Consider the following 18,283-nt stretch of genomic DNA (forward strand, 5'->3'; position numbering starts at 1 on the left):
GGTACGCTGAACGGCGTGCACTTCGTCGACACGTCGTTCCTCGCCATCACTTTTCTTGCGGTGTTAGCTCCGCTGTTGGCGCGAGGTCTCGGCAGGTGGGTGCGCGTCCCGCTCGTGGTGTTCGAGTTGCTCCTGGGCATCCTCATGGGGCCGAGCCTGCTCGGCTGGGTCGGCGAGAGCGAGATCATCGACCTGCTGAGCGAGTTCGGCTTGGCGATGCTGTTCTTCGTCGCCGGTACCGAAATTCAGGCCAGCACGATGCGCGGGCGCCTCGGGCGCAACGCATGGGTGGGCTGGTTCATGTCGGTAGCGGCCGGGTTCGGGCTCGGCTGGGTACTTGTTCCCGGCGAAGGGGCGATCATTGTCGCGGTGGCGTTCGCCTCGACCGCGCTCGGCACGCTGCTGCCGATCTTGCGCGACGCGGGTGAACTACGCACCCCGTACGGCCAGGCGGTGAGCGCACTCGGTACCGTGGGCGAGTTCGGTCCGCTGATTGCCATTTCGATCTTCCTCGGTGGGCGCGAACCCGGGCCCGCAACGGTCGTGCTCGCGATTTTCGCGGTCATCGCCGGATTTGCGGTCTGGTGGGCGATGCGCGTCCCTCAGGGCAGCCTGCACGAGTTCGTCAGTTCGTCGTTGCACACCTCGGGCCAGTTCGCCGTGCGCACCGTGCTGCTGATCGTGGCAGCCATGGTCACCCTCAGCCTCGCGCTCGACATCGACATGCTGCTCGGTGCGTTCACCGCCGGCGTCCTGTGGCGCCTCATCATGCGCGAGGCCAGCGAACACGACCGTCATGCCGTCGAGAGCAAGATCGAGGGGCTCGCGTTCGGTTTCTTGGTGCCGATCTTCTTCATCTACACCGGCGTCACGTTCGACCTGCGCGCGCTCATCGAAGACCCGCTGCTGGCGGCCCTGGTGCCGGTCACGTTGGTCTTGCTGTTCGCGATCCGCGGCCTTCCGTCGATGCTCGTTGCGCCACCGGGCAGCCTGTTCGGTGAGCGGCTGGCGATCGGTTTGATGGGCGCCACAGGGCTGCCGATCATCGTGGCCGTGACCGCCATCGGCGTGAATGCCGAGATCATCAGCAGCGGAATCGCCTCGGTGCTGGTGGGGGCCGGGATGCTGTCGGTGCTGCTCTTCCCGCTGATTGCCAGCGCGCTGCACGGCGAGAAGATCTCACGCAGCAAGGACGCCCTCATCGAGAACGAGGCGTAGCGCAGCGATGGATGCGGCGTCGGCAGAGATCTTCGCGCGGGCGCGCGAGCAGCTCGCCGACGCCCCTCGAGAGGCGCTGGGCACGCACATGGTGCCGCGCCGCATTCTGGGCATCCCGCGGGCGCCGCGCATCATTCCCGCAGGCACGGCCTGGCATCTGGGGGTGTTCCTCCTCACCGAGGATGCGGTCTTCGCCACCGGCGAGGTCGTGCGCGCGCGGCACGAAGCGATCCGGGGCTACACCGCCGAAGCTCAGCGTCAGCGCTCCGAACTGGCCGCGGCCGCGTCGCGCGGCGGGTTCGCCGACGGCGTCGTCGTCCACATCGGGTGGGAAGCGCCCGGCGAAGCGCTTCTCCGCGTAGAGGACGGCGTCCCCGTCGTGCGCTGGAGTGTGCGAGGGGGCTGGATGCCGCTGCAGGACTATCTGCGCGAGCGAATCGAGCTGCTGGCCCACCCGCCGACCGGCTCGACCTGACGCTTTGCCATGCCCGCGGCATCCGTGTCAAGCACGTCGCGACCGATTGTGCAGATTTGTAGCGTCGAAGACATGGACAGCTCAGCGAAGGACCTCACCCGCCAGATCCTCGTGATCAGCGCGGCCTGTTTCATGATCATCGCCGCACTGGTGGGCACCGGCGCGCTCGGCGGAACTCCTGTGCAAGACCTGCAGGACGGCGCGCTGGCGGCCGATGCGACCTACCTCGCCCCCGCAACCTCGGCGTTCTCGATCTGGTCGGCGGTGTACGTGGGCCTGCTCGTGTACACCGTGTGGCAGGCTCTGCCCTCGCAGCGGGCGAATGAGCGGCAGCGCGCGCTCGGCGGCCTCATCGCGATCACGATGGTGCTCAACGGGATCTGGCTGGTGCTCGCCCAGTTGACGACGCTGATCCTGACGGTGATCGGCATCTTCGTCCTGTTGATCGCACTTGCGCTGACGCTGCGCAAAGCGGTCGTCGTCTCCCCGTCGCAGGGCTGGATCGACCGCATTCTGATCGACGGTGTCACCGGCCTGCACTTGGGGTGGGTCACCCTGGCTTCGGTTGCGAACCTGACCGCGTGGCTCACGCAGATCGGCCCGGCCGAGTGGGAGAATGCCGCAGAAGTGCTCGGTGTCACCGTGCTTGTCGCGGTCGCGGCCATCGGCGTCACACTGTCGTGGGCGACCGCACGACTGGCCCCGGCGCTCGCACTGACGTGGGGTCTGTCGTGGCTCGCTGTGGCGCGCCTGACCGACCAGCCGCGCAGTGATGTGATCGGCTACGCGGCGGCCGCGGTCGCCGCGGTGATCCTGGTCGCGGGAATCGTGTTCACCGTGCGCGGCCTGCGCGCGGGAGTCACGCAGAACCGAAGCGCCGCGCAAACGCCCGCAACAGCCTGACGGGCTCGGTCACCTTCGCGCTCAGCACGCGCGCGGCGGTCTCGTCGAACGCGGTGGCGTCGAAATAGCCGTCGTTGCGGTAGACCACCATGCGTTCGGTGAACGCCACGGGCGTGGGCTCGGGGTGGAACTGCGTGGTGTACAGCCGTTCGCCGACGCGGTAGGCCTGCACCGGGCACGCGTCGTTGCTCGCCAGAAGCACCGAGCCGGCCGGAGCGCTCGCCGTGCCCTCCTTGTGAGCGGTGAGAGCGGAGAAGCGGTTCGCGAGTCCGCCGAACAGCGGGTCGGTCTGCGCCGCGTCGGTGAGTTCGATCATCGTCGGGCCGGTGTCTTCGGGGAAGGCGCGGGTCACGTCACCGCCGAGCATGCGCGTGACAACGCCGATTCCGTAACACGTGAACAGCGCCGCAGGCCCGTCACCCGCGCCGGCGTGAGCCGCCAGGTGCTCGAGATCACGCTCGAGCCGCACCTGCGGCTCGGTCTTCGTCGGCTCAGGGTCTGCCACATTGAAAGGGCTTCCTCCGACGACGAAGGCCTGGTACCGGTCGAAAACGTCGTGGGGGAGGGGGTTTCGCACCAAGTCGTGGTGATCGATGGCATCCCGCTCCAGCTGCATCGCCGTGCGGAACGACTCATACTCCGCCGCCGCCGCGTCCTGTTGCGGGCGCACGCACACATAGAGCACCGAACCGGTCATTCCAGCAGTCTAAATCTGTCGTCGCCGTCACGTATCAGCCCGTGCCTTTCGCGCTCTGTGTCGTTGTGGACACAATGGGCGCTATGACGCAACAAGGTGCCGACGCACTTCCCACCGACGAGGAGCTTCCTCGGTGGGAACGGGCGGCGGCGCTTTTCGTGCGCTGGCGCGGCGGTGATTCGCGCGCGATGGACGACCTGGTGCGGCTCATGACGCCGACTCTGTGGCACGTCGCTCGCGCATACGGCCTGGACCACGCGCTGGCTCAAGATGTCGTCCAGACGACGTGGCTGACACTCGTGCGCAGGCACGAATCGATCCATGAGCCGCAAGCGATCTCGGGGTGGCTCACCATGTGTGCGCGCCGCGAGGCGTGGCGCGTGGGGAAAGCACACCGTCGAGCGGATGCCACCGAGAGCGATGCTCTCGAACCGCACCTTCCTGTCCACGAATCCGCCGAGCACACCGCCGAAACCACAGAAGAATCCCGACGACTGTGGACCGCGGTGACCACGCTCAACGAACGATGCCAGCGCCTGCTGCGAATCGTCGCGTTCGAAGAGCGGCCCGACTACGCGCGCATCGCCGAGGACCTCGCGATGCCGATCGGGTCGATCGGACCGACACGGCAGCGGTGCCTGGGCAAACTCCGCGCTGCACTTGAAAGCGACGGATGGGAAGGACACGAATGATGGATGCCGAAGAGTTCGCCGGTGACGCCGCGCTGTTCGCGCGACTGCGTGACACGTGGTCGCAGATCGACCCTGTTCCGGCAGACCTGGTCGACCGCATGGTCGCCGCCGTTGCCGTGGCCGATCTGTCGCGCGAGTACGAAATGCTGACTCTGGTCGACACGGCTGCCGCCGCCGTCCGTAGCGAGAGCGAGACCACGACGCTGCAGTTCAGCGACGGGACGGTCAATGTTCTGCTCCATGTCAGCGCGACGGCCGATGGGCGACGTCGCGTGGACGGATGGGTGGATGCTGTGCCCTTGGCGATCGTGCTCGTTCAGGGCGAGAGTGAGATGGCGAGCGAGTCGGTGGAGAACAACAGGTTCGCCTTCGATGAGGTGGCACCGGGCCTGGCGCACGTACGACTGGTGGTGCGCACCGGCGGTGACGACGTACGCGAGTTTCAGACACCGCAGTTCGAGATTTGATTCGAACTGCCTTGACGGCCGCCGCGGCGGCGGGGGGAGCAGAGCCTGATGGCTGTCGGCGACGGAGACTATGGATGGCGCGCGCGGGTCGAGGCGGCGAAGCCGAGGGGCGTGCCCCTGAGTGACGCGGGGGAGAGCGTCGAGGGCTTCGACGCGTATCCGACCGCATACGCCCCCGATCACCTGCTGATCACCGATTCCGGCGATCTTGCTCACACCCTTCGCGAGCTGCGGCGTGCGGCCGGCGAATTCGGCTGGGGCGTCCGGCTGGCCACGATCAAGGGCGACCGCCTCGAAGACGACGACGCGTTCTCTCGTGCGAAGGAGGCCCGCGAAGAGCTCGGGCTTCCGCTCGTGCTGATCGCCGTCATCTTCCCCGATCCGCGGGAGGGGCGCGACGACAAGCCTGTCCCGCCCGTCGACGCGTGGCGACTGCTGCAGCGGGCGCGCGCTCTCACGGGATCACCCGTCGAGGGCGCGGGGCTCGACCACGTCATCAGCGTCGACCCGTTCGGTTCGACGAACCCGTTTGGCTCCACGAACCCGTTTGGCTCGACCAACCCGTTTGGCTCGACCAACCCCTTCGGTTCGACCAACCCGTTCGGGTCGACCAACCCGTTCGGCTCGACCAACCCGTTCGGCTCGACCAACCCGTTCGGCTCGACCAACGCGCCCGGCCCGGGTACCTACGCCTACCCGGGTTCCGGTGGTCGCGAAGTCGTCACATATATCGGTGACCCGCCGCGCCGCGACGATGAGAGCATCCGCGGTCGTCGCCCCGTCATCGCCTATATGGACACCGGGTGCGGCGAGCACCCGTGGCTCCCCGACTCGATCGTCGACCGGCATCCCACCCTTCACGGTGAACCGATCGGAATCTCCTCGCCGGCGACCGACCCTGAGTCGATCGGCGACCTGTATGGCCCGTTCGATGGGTTTCTGGATGCCGCTTCCGGGCACGGCACCTTCGTCGCCGGGATCCTGCGGCAGGAGTGCCCCGATGCCGATCTCATCTCGATCAGGGTTGCCGACAGCCAGGGAACGCTTCTTGAGGGAGAGTTTCTCCACGCCGTGCGCGCCGTCGCAGAGTTGGTCATCCGAGAAGCCAAGGGGATGCCGGGTGGACGCCCGATCGACGTTCTCAACCTGTCGCTGAGCTACTACCACGAGACCCCCGCGGACGGGCAGTTCGATCAGACGCTCGTGCAGTACTTGATCGCGGCGCGCCGACACGGGTGCGCGGTCGTGTGTTCGGCGGGGAACGACGCCACCGATCGCCCGGCATTCCCCGCTGCCCTGTGGCGGTGGCCGGACGCCGAGTTCACTGTGGACGACCCCGCCGATGCCGCGCCGCACCTTTCGGTGGGCGCACTCAACCCGAACGGCGTGTCGGTGGCGCTCTTCAGCAACGTCGGTCACTGGGTGCAGGTGTATGCGCCGGGTGCGTCGGTCGTGAGCGCCTTTCCTCCCCTCAACGGAGGCACGCAGGCCGGCACGCGCAACGATCGGTACGGCTTGCGCCGAGAGACGATCGACCCCGATGACTTCACCGGAGGGTTTTCGGTGTGGAGCGGCACATCGTTCGCCGCCCCGTTCATCGCGGGACTCGTGGCGACGCTCGTCGAAGATGGTCTGATCGACGGCAAGCACTCGTCCGTGGAATCTCGCGTGAAGGCGTTGGCGAAGGCTGGTGCCCGCGTGCGCAAGGAGTGGGCGGGGCGTCGGCGCGCACCCGCGTGAACGGCGCGCCGCTGACATCTGCGCCAAGATGTGACAGTGGCACTGCCGGCATCCGATCTGCACCGACGTGCCGTCGCTCTGTGCATCGACGGCAAGTACGCCGCTGCCCAGCGTGAGCTCGATCGCGCAGAGGCTCGCACCGACGATCCCGACCTGCGCGCGCGGATCGCCGGAACGAGATCCTTGGCGGTGCAGCGGACGGGGGACCCGTCTCGCGCCGAGCAGATCTTGCGTGATGCCCTCGCCACTCCGCAGTTGCAGGACCACACTCGGGCCGTGTTGCGTGGCCAGCTGGGTGCGCTCGCCAACTACGGTGGGCGACTCGACGACGCAGAGCGCTGGTTGAGTGAGGCGATCAACGGTCTGCAAGACGACCCCGTGCCCGCCGCGCGGGCCCGGATGAACCGGAGCCTGGTGCGCATGCAGCAGCGCCGGCTCGCAGACGCGGCCGATGACCTCGAGCGCTCTGCCGCGATCTTCTCGGAGCACGGACTGTCGACCGATGAAGCCCAAGCGCGACATAACCTCGGCTACACCGCGCTGCTCGCCGGCGATCTCGTCGACGCCCTTCACCAGATGCTTGCCGCGCGCGACGATGCCGCCGCCTCGCCCGTCGCTGCCGCGGTGTGCGACGTCGACCGCGCCGAGGTGTTGCGTGACGCGGGGCTCGTCACCGAAGCCGAGCGCATCCTGGCCAACGCTGCCGCTACCTTCGCTGCCCACCGGATGCCGCAGTCGCGCGCCGAGGCCGAGTTCCACTTGGCGCGCTCGCAACTCGCCCACGATGCGCGTGCCGCGCGCACCAGCGCCGCCGCTGCCGCGCGACGATTTCACGCTCTCGGGAACGACGCGTGGGCGGCCCGTGCAGATGCGATCCGGCTACGCGCAGCGTTCGGAGCAGCCCGCGTGACTCTGTCGGGGAGTGGCCGGGCGGCACGAATGCCGAGCGAAGAGACAGTTGCCCAGGTCGCAACCCGGTTGACCGCGCACGGGTTCCGCAGCGAAGCGACATCACTGCGGCTGGCTGCCGCCCTGGCTCGTGCGCGTCGGGGCGAGCGCGCGGCTCGAGTGGCGCGCATCTCGGATCACGCAACGATGGAAGAACAGATGCTGGCCGCCGAACTGCGTTCGGCGCGTGCTGCGGCGGCGGGGCGAGGCGCACAGGCGCGCCAGCACGCGGCATCCGGCTTGGAAGCCCTCACCCGGTGGCAGAGCTCGTTCGGAAGCCTCGACCTGCAGACCTCGGTGGCGATGCACGGGGCGAACCTGGTGTTCGCAGGCCTCGCGTCGGCGATTTCCTCGCGCCGCGCCGACGTGGTGTTCGAGTGGTCCGAGCGCGCGCGAAACCTGGCTCAGCAGGCGGTGCCGTTGCGCCCTCCGCCCGACGAGGAGTTCGCCGCCGAACTTGCCGAACTGCGCATGCTCCGCGCCGAGAACCCGGGAGCGGATTGGCTGGACGGCGCACGTGCGGCTCACCTGCGCAACCGTGCGCGCGAGCGGCAGTGGAGCCGTACGCGCTCGACCGATACCGATGGCGTGCTCGACCTCGATTCGGTGCGATCCGGCCTCGATGCCGACACCGCCGTGTTGTCGTATGTCTTTTCAGGTGAGGTGATCGCCGCTGTGGCGATCACGGGTGACGACGCGCGAGTGGTCGATGTGGCCCCGTGGGGCGAGGTGGCGGGTCTGCTGCGCGGCCTGCGCGCCGACCTCGACATGGCGGCCTCTATCCAGACCGGTCCGATGGCCGCGGTGGTGCGCCGCTCGCTAGATCAGCGCGTTGCGGAAATCTCACGCCTCCTACTCGCGCCGCTGTTGCAGATTGCCGACCGGCGAAGGCTCGTGCTCACTGTCCCTGGGGCGCTGAGTGCGATTCCATGGTCGATCCTCCCCGCGATGCGCGGTCGCGTCTTCACTCTGGCGGTTTCGGCGAGCCGATGGGCACGCGCGCAGACGCAGCCGGTGCGTCACCAGAGCGCAGGATTCGTGGTGGGTCCGCGCGTCGCCCGAGGTGAGGAGGAGGTCCGCGCCGGTGCCTCGGGGTGGGGCGGCGCCGAGGTGCTGGCCGAGGACGCGGCCACTGTGTCAGCCGCGACCGCGCTGGCCGGATCGGTCGACGTCCTGCACATCGCTGCGCACGGACGTCACTCCGCCGACAACCCGCTCTTCTCGGGTCTCGAGCTCGCTGACGGCGCACTGTTCGGCTACGACGTGGACCTCATTCCGCGCGTGCCAGGCACCGTGGTGCTCTCTGCCTGCGAGGTGGGTCGCTCGTCGGTGCGGTGGGGGGAAGAGGCCGTGGGCATGACACGTGTCTGGCTGCATGCCGGCTCGCGCTGTGTCATCGCCGCGCCCGTCATCGTCGCCGACGACGACGCGTGCGAGTTGCTCAGCGCGATGCACGACGGGCTTGCCCGCGGGATGAGCCCGGCAGAGGCGCTGGCGGCGGCATCCGATCACACCGGAATCGTCGCGCCCTTCCAAGCACACGGGGCTGGATTCTGAGCCTGGGGTCGCTGTCAAAAAAAGTTTTGGCCGGGATGTATCAGGCTCCAGGAAGCGGGCTCTGGATCATCGGAACGAGAGTCGTCTGACGGGCTGGGGGTCGGCGATATCGCGAAGACACACATGGGGCGTGTCTGGGGGGACACGGTCTTCGTGCTCGAACCACGGGGGATGTCGCAGGGACCCAGGTCGGCGACATCCCCCGCACTTCGTTCGCATCAGTTCCGTGATGAGTTCGCCGTACGACCGCGAACGATGCCGATGAACGCATCGACCGCCGGATTCTCGGCGTCTTTGCGCCACGCGACGCCGACGGGTGAGACCGGCCCGTCGACCAGGACACGCCAATCGGCGTCCTTGCGCTGATGCGCGCGAGCAATCGACATCGGTACGACCACGCATCCAACGCCCGCGGCCACCGTGGCGATGGCTCCCGCGGTATCGGCCGGCGGCTCGAAGCGTGGCGGGGCAGCGCCGACGACCGAGAGGCTCAGCACGTCGTCGCCGGGGACGATGACGACTTCCCCTGCAAGGTCTTCGAGTCGGAGGTCGTCCGCAGCCATCAGGTGAGAATCGATGGATGCCACCACCACCGGCACTTCTTCGTAGAGCGGGATCACGTGGATCTCGTCAGAGGTGACCGGCATGCGCACGATAGCGAGGTCGACATCGCCATCGTGGAGCGCGCGATGCTGATCGGCCGCGGACAGCGCGACGAACTCGAGCGCCGTCTGTGGGAAGCGCTCGGTGAAGGTGTCGATCCATTTGCCGGGAGTGGAGCCGGGCACCGCGCCCACGCGCAGAAGCTCGGGCATCGCGGGCGTGGATGGCTCGGAGTGTGCGGTCGTCGGTGACTCCTTATGTGGCGCCTGTCGTGTGCGCGAACCTTTTGCTTGCGCGGTGCGGGCCCGCCCGCCGGCGGCCGCCTTCTTGCCCTTGCCGGGCTTTCCCCGCGAACCGCCGCCTGCACCCATGGGCTTCAGCGTAGTCGTGGCGTTAGTGTTCGATCATGATCACGATCCTCGCCACGGTCTTCGCCGCGCTGGCCGCGCTGCTCCACGTGTACATCTTCGTGCTCGAGTCGGTGCAGTGGTCGCAGCCGAAGACGTGGAAGCGGTTCGGGGTGCCCTCGCAAGAGGCCGCCGACATCACGCGCCCGATGGCGTACAACCAAGGGTTCTACAACCTGTTCCTCGCGATCGGCACCGTGATCGGTCTCGCACTCTTTCTCGTGGGCGCCGAAGCGACAACCGCCGATGTGGCGGGTCGCACGCTGGTCCTGTTCAGTCTCGGATCCATGACTGCCGCGGCTCTCGTGCTCATGACCTCCGGATCGAAGTACCTACGTGCAGCGCTCACCCAGGGCACACTGCCACTGATCGGGTTCGTCCTGTTCCTTTTCGCGTAGGCACGCACTCAGCCTCGTTGATCGGCGCAGGCGCTCCAGAGCCCTCGTGAGTCTTCCCGAGCATCCGCCTCAGCCTCGGCGAAAAGATCGGCATACATCGTGTTGGGGGTCACTTCGAGCGTCACGGCATCGCCCCGGGCGATCATCTCGAGATTGATGAAGGTGCCGGCATCCGACCATAAGTACATGAGCGCGCGATCGTAGCGGTCGTACCATTCGCGGTCGGGCGATGCCCATACCGTCGAGCCTTCCGGCAACAGGGCGCTCAGGGTGTCGGTGGCCTCCTGTGCTCCGCACTCCGGCGTCGGGCGCATCTCGGGGGTGTCGATTCCAATGATTCGCACCGAGATGCGCTCCGAGGTCTCGATGATCTCGTTTGGTTCGTCGATCGTGGCCTTGATGGTGTCGCCGTCGATCACGTACTCGACGGTCATGGGGAACGCGTCGGTCGGGCGCGCGGGCGCATCGGACGCACCGGGCCGCTGAGACTCGGCCGTCTGCGGAGACTCGGCCGTCTGCGCGTCGCTCGAGACCGGGAAGCCACTTTGTTGAGGGTCACCTGTCAGCGCGAGAAAAGCCAGCGCGACGGCGATCGCGCCGCCTGCGATGCAGACAAGTTGCGTCCATCGTCGACGGCGGCGCGGCGATGTGGTCACCGCGTCAGGCTAGCGCGAGAGACCGACAGGCGCCTGGCTACGCGGCGAGGCGTAGACCGCGCTGGTCGGTCGCCACACGCTCGCCGTCGCCGATCGTCTCGTCGTCACCGATGAGAGACCCCGTGGCGACGCGCGCACCGGTTCCCACTTGAGTTCGGACTCCGATCTTCGCGCCTGCACCGATGGCGGCACCCTGGCCGATGTGAGCGTGAGGCTCGATGCGTGCCTCGGGCCCGATGACGGCGTCGATCTCGACCCACACGCCGCGGCCGACGTGAGCGCCCGCGGCGATCTGGACTCCGGGTTCTACATACGCACCAGCTTCTACCACCGCGCTCGGGTGCACCTTGGCCCCGTGCGCGATCAGGCCCCGACCATTGACGTGTTTGCGGTAGCGCAGTGTCTCGCCAAGATCGTTCTCGATGTCGATGTAGTTCTTACCCACGAACCCCTCCTGCGGCACTCGTATGCCGGACTCTGACCCCAACGACATGGACGGGGGATTCATTCCCGCACATCGATTCGGGTCTCGAGAGGTTATTCGGCGCGCGCACCGCATCGGATTGCCCGCGCCACGCTCAGCGCGCCACCACGCTCTGCGCGCCGCGCGCAACGCACGCGTGGCCACGCCACGCCACGCTGCGCTGCGCTAGCAGAGGAAGATTCACCTCATGAGGATGCCGGGGCGTCATCCGTCCTCAGGGGGTGAATTTTCCTCTGTTACTGCCGCGAGTGGCGCTGCGTGCGCTCCGCGCGCGGGCCAAGCGTGGCTGGCCCGCGCTGTGTGTGCTGCGGTGAGGTGTGCGGACCGCGCGTCAGCGCACGTGTTCGTCGGCTTGCGACAGCGCGCGGTCGATGATGTCGAGGCCGCGCACCAGCTCGTCCTCTTCGATCACGAGCGGCGGGGCGACGTGCACGCGGTTGAAGTGCGTGAAGGGCCACAGGCCATCGCGCTTGCAGGCCGCCGCGACCGCGGTGACGGGTGCGGCATCCGGCCCACTGGCATTGAAGGGAACAAGTGGCTCGCGGGTCTCGCGGTCGCGCACCAGTTCGATCGCCCAGAAGAGCCCGATGCCGCGTACGTCTCCGACGGAGGGATGCCGCGACGCGATCTGCTGCAGCCGAGGCTCGACCACGCGGGTGCCGAGGTCGCGTACGCGTTCGAGGATCCCGTCGCGTTCGAACACGTCGAACGTAGCGAGCCCCGCCGCACACGCGAGCGGGTGACCGGAGTACGTGAGCCCACCGGGGAACATTACGGTGTCGAAGTGCGAGGCGATGCGGTCCGAGATGACGACGCCGCCCAGCGGTACGTAACCCGAGTTGATGCCCTTCGCGAACGTGATGAGGTCGGGCACGACGTCGAACGCCTGGAACGCAAACCACTCACCGATGCGGCCGAAGCCGACCATCACCTCGTCGGCGATGTAGATGACGCCGTACCGGTCGCACAGTTCGCGCACGCCAGCCAGATACCCGGGCGGGGGGATCAGCACGCCGTTGGTGCCGACGATCGTCTCGATCACGATGGCCGCGATGGTCGAAGCACCCTCGAGGATGATGGTCTGCTCGAGGTGTTCGAGCGCCCGCTGGGTCTCTTCCTCGGGTGAGGACGAGTGGAAAGCCGACCGGTACGGGTACGGACCGAAGAACTTCGCCACCGACCCGTCGGCGGGCTCGTTCGCCCAGCGGCGCGGGTCGCCGGTGAGCGCGATCGCCGTCGACGTGTTGCCGTGGTAGCTGCGGTACATCGACAGCACCTTGCGCTTGCCCGTGACCAAGCGCGCCATGCGTACGGCGTTCTCGTTGGCGTCGGCCCCGCCGTTGGTGAAGAACACCTTCTCAAAGCCCTCGGGCGCGACCTCTGAGATGCGGCGGGCAAGCTCGCCGCGCACGTCGTTCGCCATCGCGGGGGCAATCGTCGCGAGTCGGCCGGCCTGCTGCTGGATGGCAGCGACGAGGTCGGGATGCTGGTGCCCGAGGTTCAGGTTGACCAACTGCGAGCTGAAGTCGAGGTAGCTGTTCCCCGCGTAGTCCCAAAAGGTCGCCCCTTCGCCACCGGCGACGGGAAGGGGGTCGATCAGGGCCTGTGCGCTCCACGAGTGGAACACGTGGCCGCGGTCGTCGGCGCGCACGCGCGCTTCGGTGTCGGTGTCGATGGCGACGTCAGTCATGGGGCGTCCTTTCGGCGTGGGGCGCGGTTCAGTGGTTGCTCGGGAACCCGAGGTTGATCTGCGAGGGGGTGTGGTCGGGCCAGCGCGTGGTGACCACCTTGGAGCGCGTGTAGAAGTGCACCGATTCGGGGCCGTAGATGTGCGAGTCGCCGAAGAGCGAGTTCTTCCACCCGCCGAACGAGTAGGCGCCGATCGGCACGGGGATCGGTACGTTGACGCCGACCATCCCGACTTCGATGTCGACCTCGAACTGGCGCGCCGTGCCACCGTCGCGCGTGAAGATCGCGGTGCCATTGGCGAAGTTGTTGGCGTTGATCAGCTCGACCGCCTCGGCGTACGTCTGGACGCGCACGACCGACAGCACCGGTCCGAAGATCTCGTCGTCGTACACCTTCATGCCGGGCGTGACGTGGTCGACCAGGCTGACGCCGATGAAGAAGCCGTCGCCCTCGAACGTCTGGGTCGTGCCATCGACGACGACCGTCGCGCCTTCAGCGGCAGCGCCGGTCACGTAGGACGCGACCTTGTCGCGGTGCTCGCGGGTGATCAGCGGACCCATTTCGGATGCCGCGTCCGTGCCGTCGCCGATGGTCAGCGAGCCGACACGAGAAGCAACCTTCTCGACGAGGGCGTCGGCGACCTCGTCGCCAACCGCGACGAGCACCGAGACGGCCATGCAGCGCTCGCCGGCCGATCCGTAGGCGGCCGAGACAGCGGCATCCGCTGCAGAATCCAGGTCGGCATCGGGCATGACGACCATGTGGTTCTTCGCTCCGCCGAGGGCCTGCACACGCTTGCCCTGCTCGGTCGCGCGCTGGTAGATCGAGCGGGCGATCGGCGTCGACCCGACGAAGCTGACGGCCTTGACATCGGGCGAGTCGAGGATCGCGTCCACGGCCACCTTGTCGCCGTGGACGACGTTCAGCACACCGGCGGGAAGCCCGGCTTCTTCGAAGAGCTTCGCGAGGAACACCGACGCGCTCGGGTCCTTCTCGCTGGGCTTGAGGACGACGGTGTTGCCGCACGCGATCGCCGTGGCGGTCATCCACAGCGGGACCATGACGGGGAAGTTGAAGGGCGTGATCGCGCCGACGACGCCGACCGGCTGCTTGACGGAGTGCACGTCGACGCCGCGCGAGACCTGCTCGCTGCGCTCGCCCTTGAGGAGGTGCACCAGACCCGCGGCGAACTCGACGTTTTCCAGACCTCGGCTGATCTCGCCCTTGGCGTCGGAGAGCACCTTGCCGTGCTCACTGGTGAGGATGGCGGCGAGTTCGTCCTGACGCTCGAGCAGCAGGTGGCGCAGCTTGAAGAAGACATCGGCGCGCTTGACGAGGCCGGTGGCGCTCCATGCGGGCAGGGCGGCCTTGGCTGCCGCAATCGCGGTCTCGACCTCGGCGGTGGTCGCGAACGCCACCTGGTGCTGCACCTCGCCGGTCGCAGGGTTGAACACGTTGCCGGTGCGCTCTGCGCTGCCGGACTCGGCGCCATTGATGTAGTGCGGGATGAGGCTCATGGTGACTCCTGGGGTCTGCCGGACAGATCGACCGGGCATCATCTAGGGTGGATTCGTCCCAGTGTGTCAGAGCAGTAGAGGCGGCAGAGGTGCACGAACGTCGTGAAGATCGACGCATTCGTACGGATCGTCCGGTTGCGAGCGAGACCCTGCCGACCGTGCGCGACGTGCTCGCCCTCGACGTGCTCGCCCAGGGGGTCCCCGAGGTTCTCGTGGGAGACCGCGCCCTCGACGCGCGCGTGCGGTGGGTTCACGTGTCTGACAGTGCGGACGTGGCGCGCCTGCTCAACGGCGGCGAACTCCTATTGTCGACCGGCTCTTCGTGGCCGAATGACCCTGCCGACATGCGCCGTTTCATCGACGCCCTCGCCGAGACCGGAATCGCCGGTGTTGTCCTCGAGCTCGGGGCGCACTATCGGTACACCCCTGCCGTCCTCGTCGAGGCCGCCCGCAAGCGAGGCTTGGCGCTGGTCGTCCTCCACCGCGAGGTGAAGTTCGTCAGTGTCACCGAGGCGGTGCACAGCGTGATCATCGCCGGGCAGACGACCGCGCTACGCGCGCGAGATGAGGTACGCGAACGCTTCACCGCGTTGGCTCTGCGCGGATCGCCGGCGGACTTCATCGTCAACCAGCTCGCGCAGACCCTCGCCGCCCCGATCGTGCTCGAGAATCTCGCGCACGAGGTTGTCGTCGCCGAAGTCCCGCTCGCGTGGGAGCAAGACCTCTTCGCCGATTGGGAGCTGCGCTCGCGGTCCGAGCAACGCCGTGCCGAACAGCGCCGCGAGCGCGGCATCCTTCCCGACGCCGATGACTGGATCATCGTGCCGGTCGAAGCGCGCGGCATTCGGTGGGGCAACGTGATCGCCCTGCCGGGTCCTGATCACCCGGCCGGGCGGACTGCCGTGATGGAGCAGGCCGCGATTGCGCTCGCCGTGGAGCGCCTCGCCGATGGCGAGAGCGACGAGTGGGGGCGCATCGGTCGGCGCCGGTTGATCGACGGGCTCCTCGCGGGCCGGTTCGCGGGGGTCGGGGGTGCTGCGGCGCGTCTCGAGGCGGCCGGACTTCCCCTGCACGGGGCGACCGTGTTCGGAGTCGTGTTCGCCGGGGCATCCGTTCCTGCAGATCGGGTGGATGCCGCGGCCCGCACTCTGCACGGTCGTGCCTTGGTGGGGTCTGCCCCGGACGGCGTGGCTGGCGCATCAGCGGCCGTTCTGTTGTCGGTGCCGCAGACCACCCGGTTCGACGAGGCGGCAGCCGAGGCGTTCGCGCGTGAGTGCGTCGAGCACGCGCCGGACGCCGATCGCCTCGTGGTGTCGATCGGGCGCGCAGCCGCCGATGTCGACGGCGCGCTCGCGTCGCTGCACGACGCTGTCGACCTTGCGCGCGGCCGCCGGCGGCGCACGAGCAAGGGACTCGTGGTGCGGCGCGCCGAGGACCGCCCCCTGGTGCATCTGGTCACCGCGCTGCGTGACGACCACCGCGTGCACGAGCACGGCGAGCGCATGTTGGCCCCGCTCATCGACTACGACCTCACGCGCGGCGGCGACCTGCTCGACGTGCTCGAGGCGATGCTCGCCCACCCCGGCAATCGCACGGCTGCGGCATCCGCATCACATCTGTCGCGTTCGGTGTTCTACCAGCGCATCGCGCTCATCGAAGAACTGCTCGCGCTCGATCTCGATGACGGCGAGACGCAGACGGCGCTGCACTTGGCGCTCCTTGTGCGGCGCAGCGCCGGGCGCTGAACGCGCTCTCGCCGCAGCCCCACACCCCCGCGTGCGTCCGCGACTCCAGCCCTCTGCGCGCGTTCGCTGCATCACACCCCACACCCCCGCGCGCGTTGGCCGCACCACCCCACACCCCCGCGCGCATTGAGAACACGTGTTATCGCCGAGTGCACGACTTAAACACCGCGGGGAAGGTGTGGTTTCGGCGACAACACGTGGATTCGGCGAGGAGCGCGGACGTGGAGGCGAGGAGCGCGGACGTGGAGGCGAGGAGCGCGGGCGTGGGCCGGGATCGCACTAGCGCGCGATGAAGACTTTTCGAAGCGTTTCGCGCACCGTCCAGACGGTCTGCATTCCGGCATCCAGTCGCACGACGACACCCGGGCGCAACTCGATAGACGGCAGCGCGGGAGAAGTGAACTCGACGGTCGCATCGCCGGCGAGCACGACGAACACCTCGTCCACCTCGGAGTCGCGCATCGCGCCCGGAGTCATCTCCCACACACCGATCTCGCCCGGGCTGTCTTCGTCGAAGAGGGCAGCGTAGCCGGTCGACGGTGCACCCGTGACCACCTGATCGGCGGCGACGGCTTCGTGCTCCAGTGCGAGGGTCGCGGCATCCGCGATCGCGCCGGCGGGAATCTGCGCCGGGCTCATGAGTCGAATCCCAAGCCCAGCGCGTCGAGCGTCTTCAGGAGCACGTTGCGCTTGCCCTCGTTGTGGTCTGCACGATCCAGCGACCAGCGGGTGGCGTTGATGCCGATCGCGGCGGCCGGCTCGGGCGGGAAGGGGAGCGGGCGCTTGCGCACCATCTCGAGCTGAGTGCGCTCGTTCTGGATGCCGTCGAGCAGGTCGAGCATGACCTCGCCGGCGAAACGCGTCGAGCCGACGCCCAGCCCCGTGAATCCCGCGGCGTATGCGACGCGCCCGCGGCGCGCCGTTCCGAAGAAGGCCGTGAACTGCGTCGAGGTGTCGATCGCCCCAGCCCACTGATGGCTGAAGCGCAGTCCCTCGAGCTGGGGGAACGTGGTGAAGAAATGGCTGGCGAGCGTGCGCCACGTCTGCGGCCGGTATTCGTACTCGGGCTTGACCTTGCGACCGTAGTGGTAGATCGCGTCGTATCCACCGAACAGGATGCGGTTGTCGCGCGTGAGCCGGTAGTAGTGGAACTGATTGGCCATGTCGCCGATGCCCTGCCGATCACCCCAGCCGATCGACGCGAGCTGGTCACTCGTGAGCGGCTCGGTCATCAGGACGTAGTCGTACACCGGCACCGTCATCAGCCGGTTGCGCGTGAGCAGGGACGGGAAGACGTTGGTGCCGAGGGCGGCTCGGGATGCCGTGACCTGCCCGTTCGCCGTGGTCACCGTCACGTCGGTGCGGGTGCTGTCGATGCGTGTCACGTGTGAGCGTTCGAAGATGCGCACGCCGCGCTCTTCGCACACGCGCGCAAGCTCCGCGGCCATGCGCGCGGGATGCACGAGACCGCACGTGTTCTTCTCCCACACCGAGGCCAGGTACGTCGGTGAAGCCACAGCCTGCTGCGTGGCCTCGTGGTCGAGATAGACGACGCCTTCCTCGCCCTCGGCGGCCCACTCCTTCAGCCACTCGACCTGGTGAGGCTCGGTCGCGGGGGCGAGTTGCCCGGTGCGCTCGAACTCGAAGTCCATCCCGTACTGGGCTTCGCTGGCCTCGATCGCGTCGAGGTTCGCCAGCCCCAGGCGATCGAGCGTGGGCATCTCATCGGGCCAGCGGGACTGCCCGTTCTCATGCCCGTGCGTGAGGCTCGACTCGCAGAAGCCTCCGTTGCGGCCGGATGCTGCCCAGCCCACACGCTGCGCTTCGATGACCACGATGCGGGCGCTCGGATCGCGCTCTGATGCCAGAAGAGCCGTCCACAGCCCGGTGTACCCTGCGCCGACGATCACGAGGTCCGCGCGGTGGTGACCGTGGAGCGAGTCGCGGTCCGGCAAGAGGTCCGCCGGGAGGTCGTCGCGCCAGAAGACCGAGTTTCTGGTGTGGATCAGAGAGTTCTGGATGACCGATTCGCTCGGCCGATTTCGTTCGAAAACAGTGGTTCCCACTGCTATCACCCTTTCCGGGGG

Annotated in this window: 17 protein-coding genes; 9 read left to right on the forward strand and 8 right to left on the reverse strand. The window is 67.9% G+C overall.

The features are described from left to right. The first annotated feature begins 15 nt into the window (after positions 1–15). From ON062_RS01020 to ON062_RS01030, 3 genes are all read left to right on the forward strand, one after another. Positions 16–1,218: a cation:proton antiporter gene (locus ON062_RS01020; protein ID WP_274645271.1), complete on the forward strand. Its 1,203-nt coding sequence runs from the start codon at positions 16–18 to the stop codon at positions 1,216–1,218. A gap of 7 nt (positions 1,219–1,225) precedes the next feature. Next, positions 1,226–1,693 carry a glutaminase gene (locus ON062_RS01025; RefSeq protein ID WP_274645272.1) on the forward strand — a complete coding sequence of 156 codons (468 nt, stop codon included), beginning with the start codon at positions 1,226–1,228 and terminating at the stop codon, positions 1,691–1,693. Positions 1,694–1,765: 72 nt separating this feature from the next. Then, the gene (locus ON062_RS01030) at positions 1,766–2,596 is read left to right on the forward strand and encodes a tryptophan-rich sensory protein (RefSeq protein WP_274645273.1); all 831 of its coding nucleotides are present in this window, start codon (positions 1,766–1,768) and stop codon (positions 2,594–2,596) included. On the opposite strand, the gene ON062_RS01035 is transcribed toward ON062_RS01030, so the two are convergent. Next, positions 2,553–3,293, reverse strand: coding sequence for a GMP synthase (locus tag ON062_RS01035; protein ID WP_274645274.1), 741 nt, complete (start codon positions 3,291–3,293; stop codon positions 2,553–2,555). The two genes, ON062_RS01030 and ON062_RS01035, sit on opposite strands and share 44 nt — an antisense overlap. Positions 3,294–3,376: 83 nt before the next feature. Here ON062_RS01035 and ON062_RS01040 point away from each other — a divergent pair, with 83 nt between their 5' ends. Genes ON062_RS01040 through ON062_RS01055 form a run of 4 tightly spaced genes read left to right on the forward strand, consistent with a single transcriptional unit; the run spans position 3,377 to position 8,697 of the window. Then, complete coding sequence (locus ON062_RS01040) at positions 3,377–3,985, forward strand: RNA polymerase sigma factor (protein WP_274645275.1); 609 nt, start codon at positions 3,377–3,379, stop codon at positions 3,983–3,985. Beyond that, positions 3,985–4,452, forward strand: coding sequence for a hypothetical protein (locus tag ON062_RS01045; RefSeq protein WP_274645276.1), 468 nt, complete (start codon positions 3,985–3,987; stop codon positions 4,450–4,452). Before ON062_RS01040 ends, ON062_RS01045 begins: the two co-directional genes overlap by 1 nt. A 48-nt stretch (positions 4,453–4,500) precedes the next feature. Next, the gene (locus ON062_RS01050; RefSeq protein WP_274645277.1) at positions 4,501–6,192 is read left to right on the forward strand and encodes a S8 family serine peptidase; all 1,692 of its coding nucleotides are present in this window, start codon (positions 4,501–4,503) and stop codon (positions 6,190–6,192) included. Between the two features lie 36 nt (positions 6,193–6,228). Continuing rightward, entirely contained in the window at positions 6,229–8,697 is a 2,469-nt protein-coding gene (locus ON062_RS01055) for a CHAT domain-containing protein (RefSeq protein WP_274645278.1), read from the forward strand. 218 nt (positions 8,698–8,915) lie between these two features. On the opposite strand, the gene ON062_RS01060 is transcribed toward ON062_RS01055, so the two are convergent. Continuing rightward, complete coding sequence (locus tag ON062_RS01060) at positions 8,916–9,671, reverse strand: LysR substrate-binding domain-containing protein (protein WP_274645279.1); 756 nt, start codon at positions 9,669–9,671, stop codon at positions 8,916–8,918. Between the two features lie 35 nt (positions 9,672–9,706). Here ON062_RS01060 and ON062_RS01065 point away from each other — a divergent pair, with 35 nt between their 5' ends. Further along, positions 9,707–10,105 carry a DUF1304 domain-containing protein gene (locus ON062_RS01065; RefSeq protein ID WP_274645280.1) on the forward strand — a complete coding sequence of 133 codons (399 nt, stop codon included), beginning with the start codon at positions 9,707–9,709 and terminating at the stop codon, positions 10,103–10,105. Positions 10,106–10,113: 8 nt separating this feature from the next. Here the strand turns inward: ON062_RS01065 and ON062_RS01070 are convergent, their stop codons facing one another. From ON062_RS01070 to ON062_RS01085, 4 genes are all read right to left on the reverse strand, one after another. Further along, entirely contained in the window at positions 10,114–10,761 is a 648-nt protein-coding gene (locus ON062_RS01070; protein WP_274645281.1) for a thermonuclease family protein, read from the reverse strand. 37 nt (positions 10,762–10,798) lie between these two features. Further along, complete coding sequence (locus tag ON062_RS01075) at positions 10,799–11,206, reverse strand: transferase (protein WP_274645459.1); 408 nt, start codon at positions 11,204–11,206, stop codon at positions 10,799–10,801. 370 nt (positions 11,207–11,576) lie between these two features. Then, positions 11,577–12,935: an aspartate aminotransferase family protein gene (locus ON062_RS01080; protein WP_274645282.1), complete on the reverse strand. Its 1,359-nt coding sequence runs from the start codon at positions 12,933–12,935 to the stop codon at positions 11,577–11,579. Between the two features lie 28 nt (positions 12,936–12,963). Next, positions 12,964–14,451: a CoA-acylating methylmalonate-semialdehyde dehydrogenase gene (locus tag ON062_RS01085; RefSeq protein WP_274645283.1), complete on the reverse strand. Its 1,488-nt coding sequence runs from the start codon at positions 14,449–14,451 to the stop codon at positions 12,964–12,966. Between the two features lie 89 nt (positions 14,452–14,540). Between ON062_RS01085 and ON062_RS01090 the strand changes: the two genes are divergently transcribed. Beyond that, positions 14,541–16,196 (forward strand): PucR family transcriptional regulator, encoded by a 1,656-nt coding sequence (locus tag ON062_RS01090; protein ID WP_308209610.1) that lies wholly within the window; start codon positions 14,541–14,543, stop codon positions 16,194–16,196. A 279-nt stretch (positions 16,197–16,475) separates the two neighbouring features. On the opposite strand, the gene ON062_RS01095 is transcribed toward ON062_RS01090, so the two are convergent. Together ON062_RS01095 and ON062_RS01100 are read right to left on the reverse strand one after the other, a co-directional pair. Continuing rightward, a complete protein-coding gene (locus ON062_RS01095; RefSeq protein WP_274645284.1) occupies positions 16,476–16,835 on the reverse strand; it encodes a cupin domain-containing protein in 360 nt (119 codons plus the stop codon). After that, positions 16,832–18,262 carry an FAD-binding oxidoreductase gene (locus tag ON062_RS01100; RefSeq protein ID WP_274645285.1) on the reverse strand — a complete coding sequence of 477 codons (1,431 nt, stop codon included), beginning with the start codon at positions 18,260–18,262 and terminating at the stop codon, positions 16,832–16,834. The genes ON062_RS01095 and ON062_RS01100 overlap by 4 nt, the downstream gene beginning before the upstream one ends. Between the last annotated feature and the right edge of the window lie 21 nt (positions 18,263–18,283).

This window comes from Microbacterium sp. C7(2022) (assembly GCF_028823665.1).
Taxonomy (GTDB): domain Bacteria; phylum Actinomycetota; class Actinomycetes; order Actinomycetales; family Microbacteriaceae; genus Microbacterium.

Excerpts from the sequence above, each read along its gene's own strand:
- ON062_RS01065 (WP_274645280.1), top strand. The coding sequence starts at position 9,707 with ATGATCACGATCCTCGCCACGGTCTTCGCCGCGCTGGCCGCGCTGCTC.
- ON062_RS01030 (WP_274645273.1), top strand. The coding sequence starts at position 1,766 with ATGGACAGCTCAGCGAAGGACCTCACCCGCCAGATCCTCGTGATCAGC.
- ON062_RS01050 (WP_274645277.1), top strand. The coding sequence starts at position 4,501 with ATGGCTGTCGGCGACGGAGACTATGGATGGCGCGCGCGGGTCGAGGCG.
- ON062_RS01025 (WP_274645272.1), top strand. The coding sequence starts at position 1,226 with ATGGATGCGGCGTCGGCAGAGATCTTCGCGCGGGCGCGCGAGCAGCTC.
- ON062_RS01080 (WP_274645282.1), bottom strand. The coding sequence starts at position 12,935 with ATGACTGACGTCGCCATCGACACCGACACCGAAGCGCGCGTGCGCGCC.
- ON062_RS01095 (WP_274645284.1), bottom strand. The coding sequence starts at position 16,835 with ATGAGCCCGGCGCAGATTCCCGCCGGCGCGATCGCGGATGCCGCGACC.
- ON062_RS01040 (WP_274645275.1), top strand. The coding sequence starts at position 3,377 with ATGACGCAACAAGGTGCCGACGCACTTCCCACCGACGAGGAGCTTCCT.
- ON062_RS01035 (WP_274645274.1), bottom strand. The coding sequence starts at position 3,293 with ATGACCGGTTCGGTGCTCTATGTGTGCGTGCGCCCGCAACAGGACGCG.
- ON062_RS01045 (WP_274645276.1), top strand. The coding sequence starts at position 3,985 with ATGGATGCCGAAGAGTTCGCCGGTGACGCCGCGCTGTTCGCGCGACTG.
- ON062_RS01085 (WP_274645283.1), bottom strand. The coding sequence starts at position 14,451 with ATGAGCCTCATCCCGCACTACATCAATGGCGCCGAGTCCGGCAGCGCA.
- ON062_RS01060 (WP_274645279.1), bottom strand. The coding sequence starts at position 9,671 with ATGGGTGCAGGCGGCGGTTCGCGGGGAAAGCCCGGCAAGGGCAAGAAG.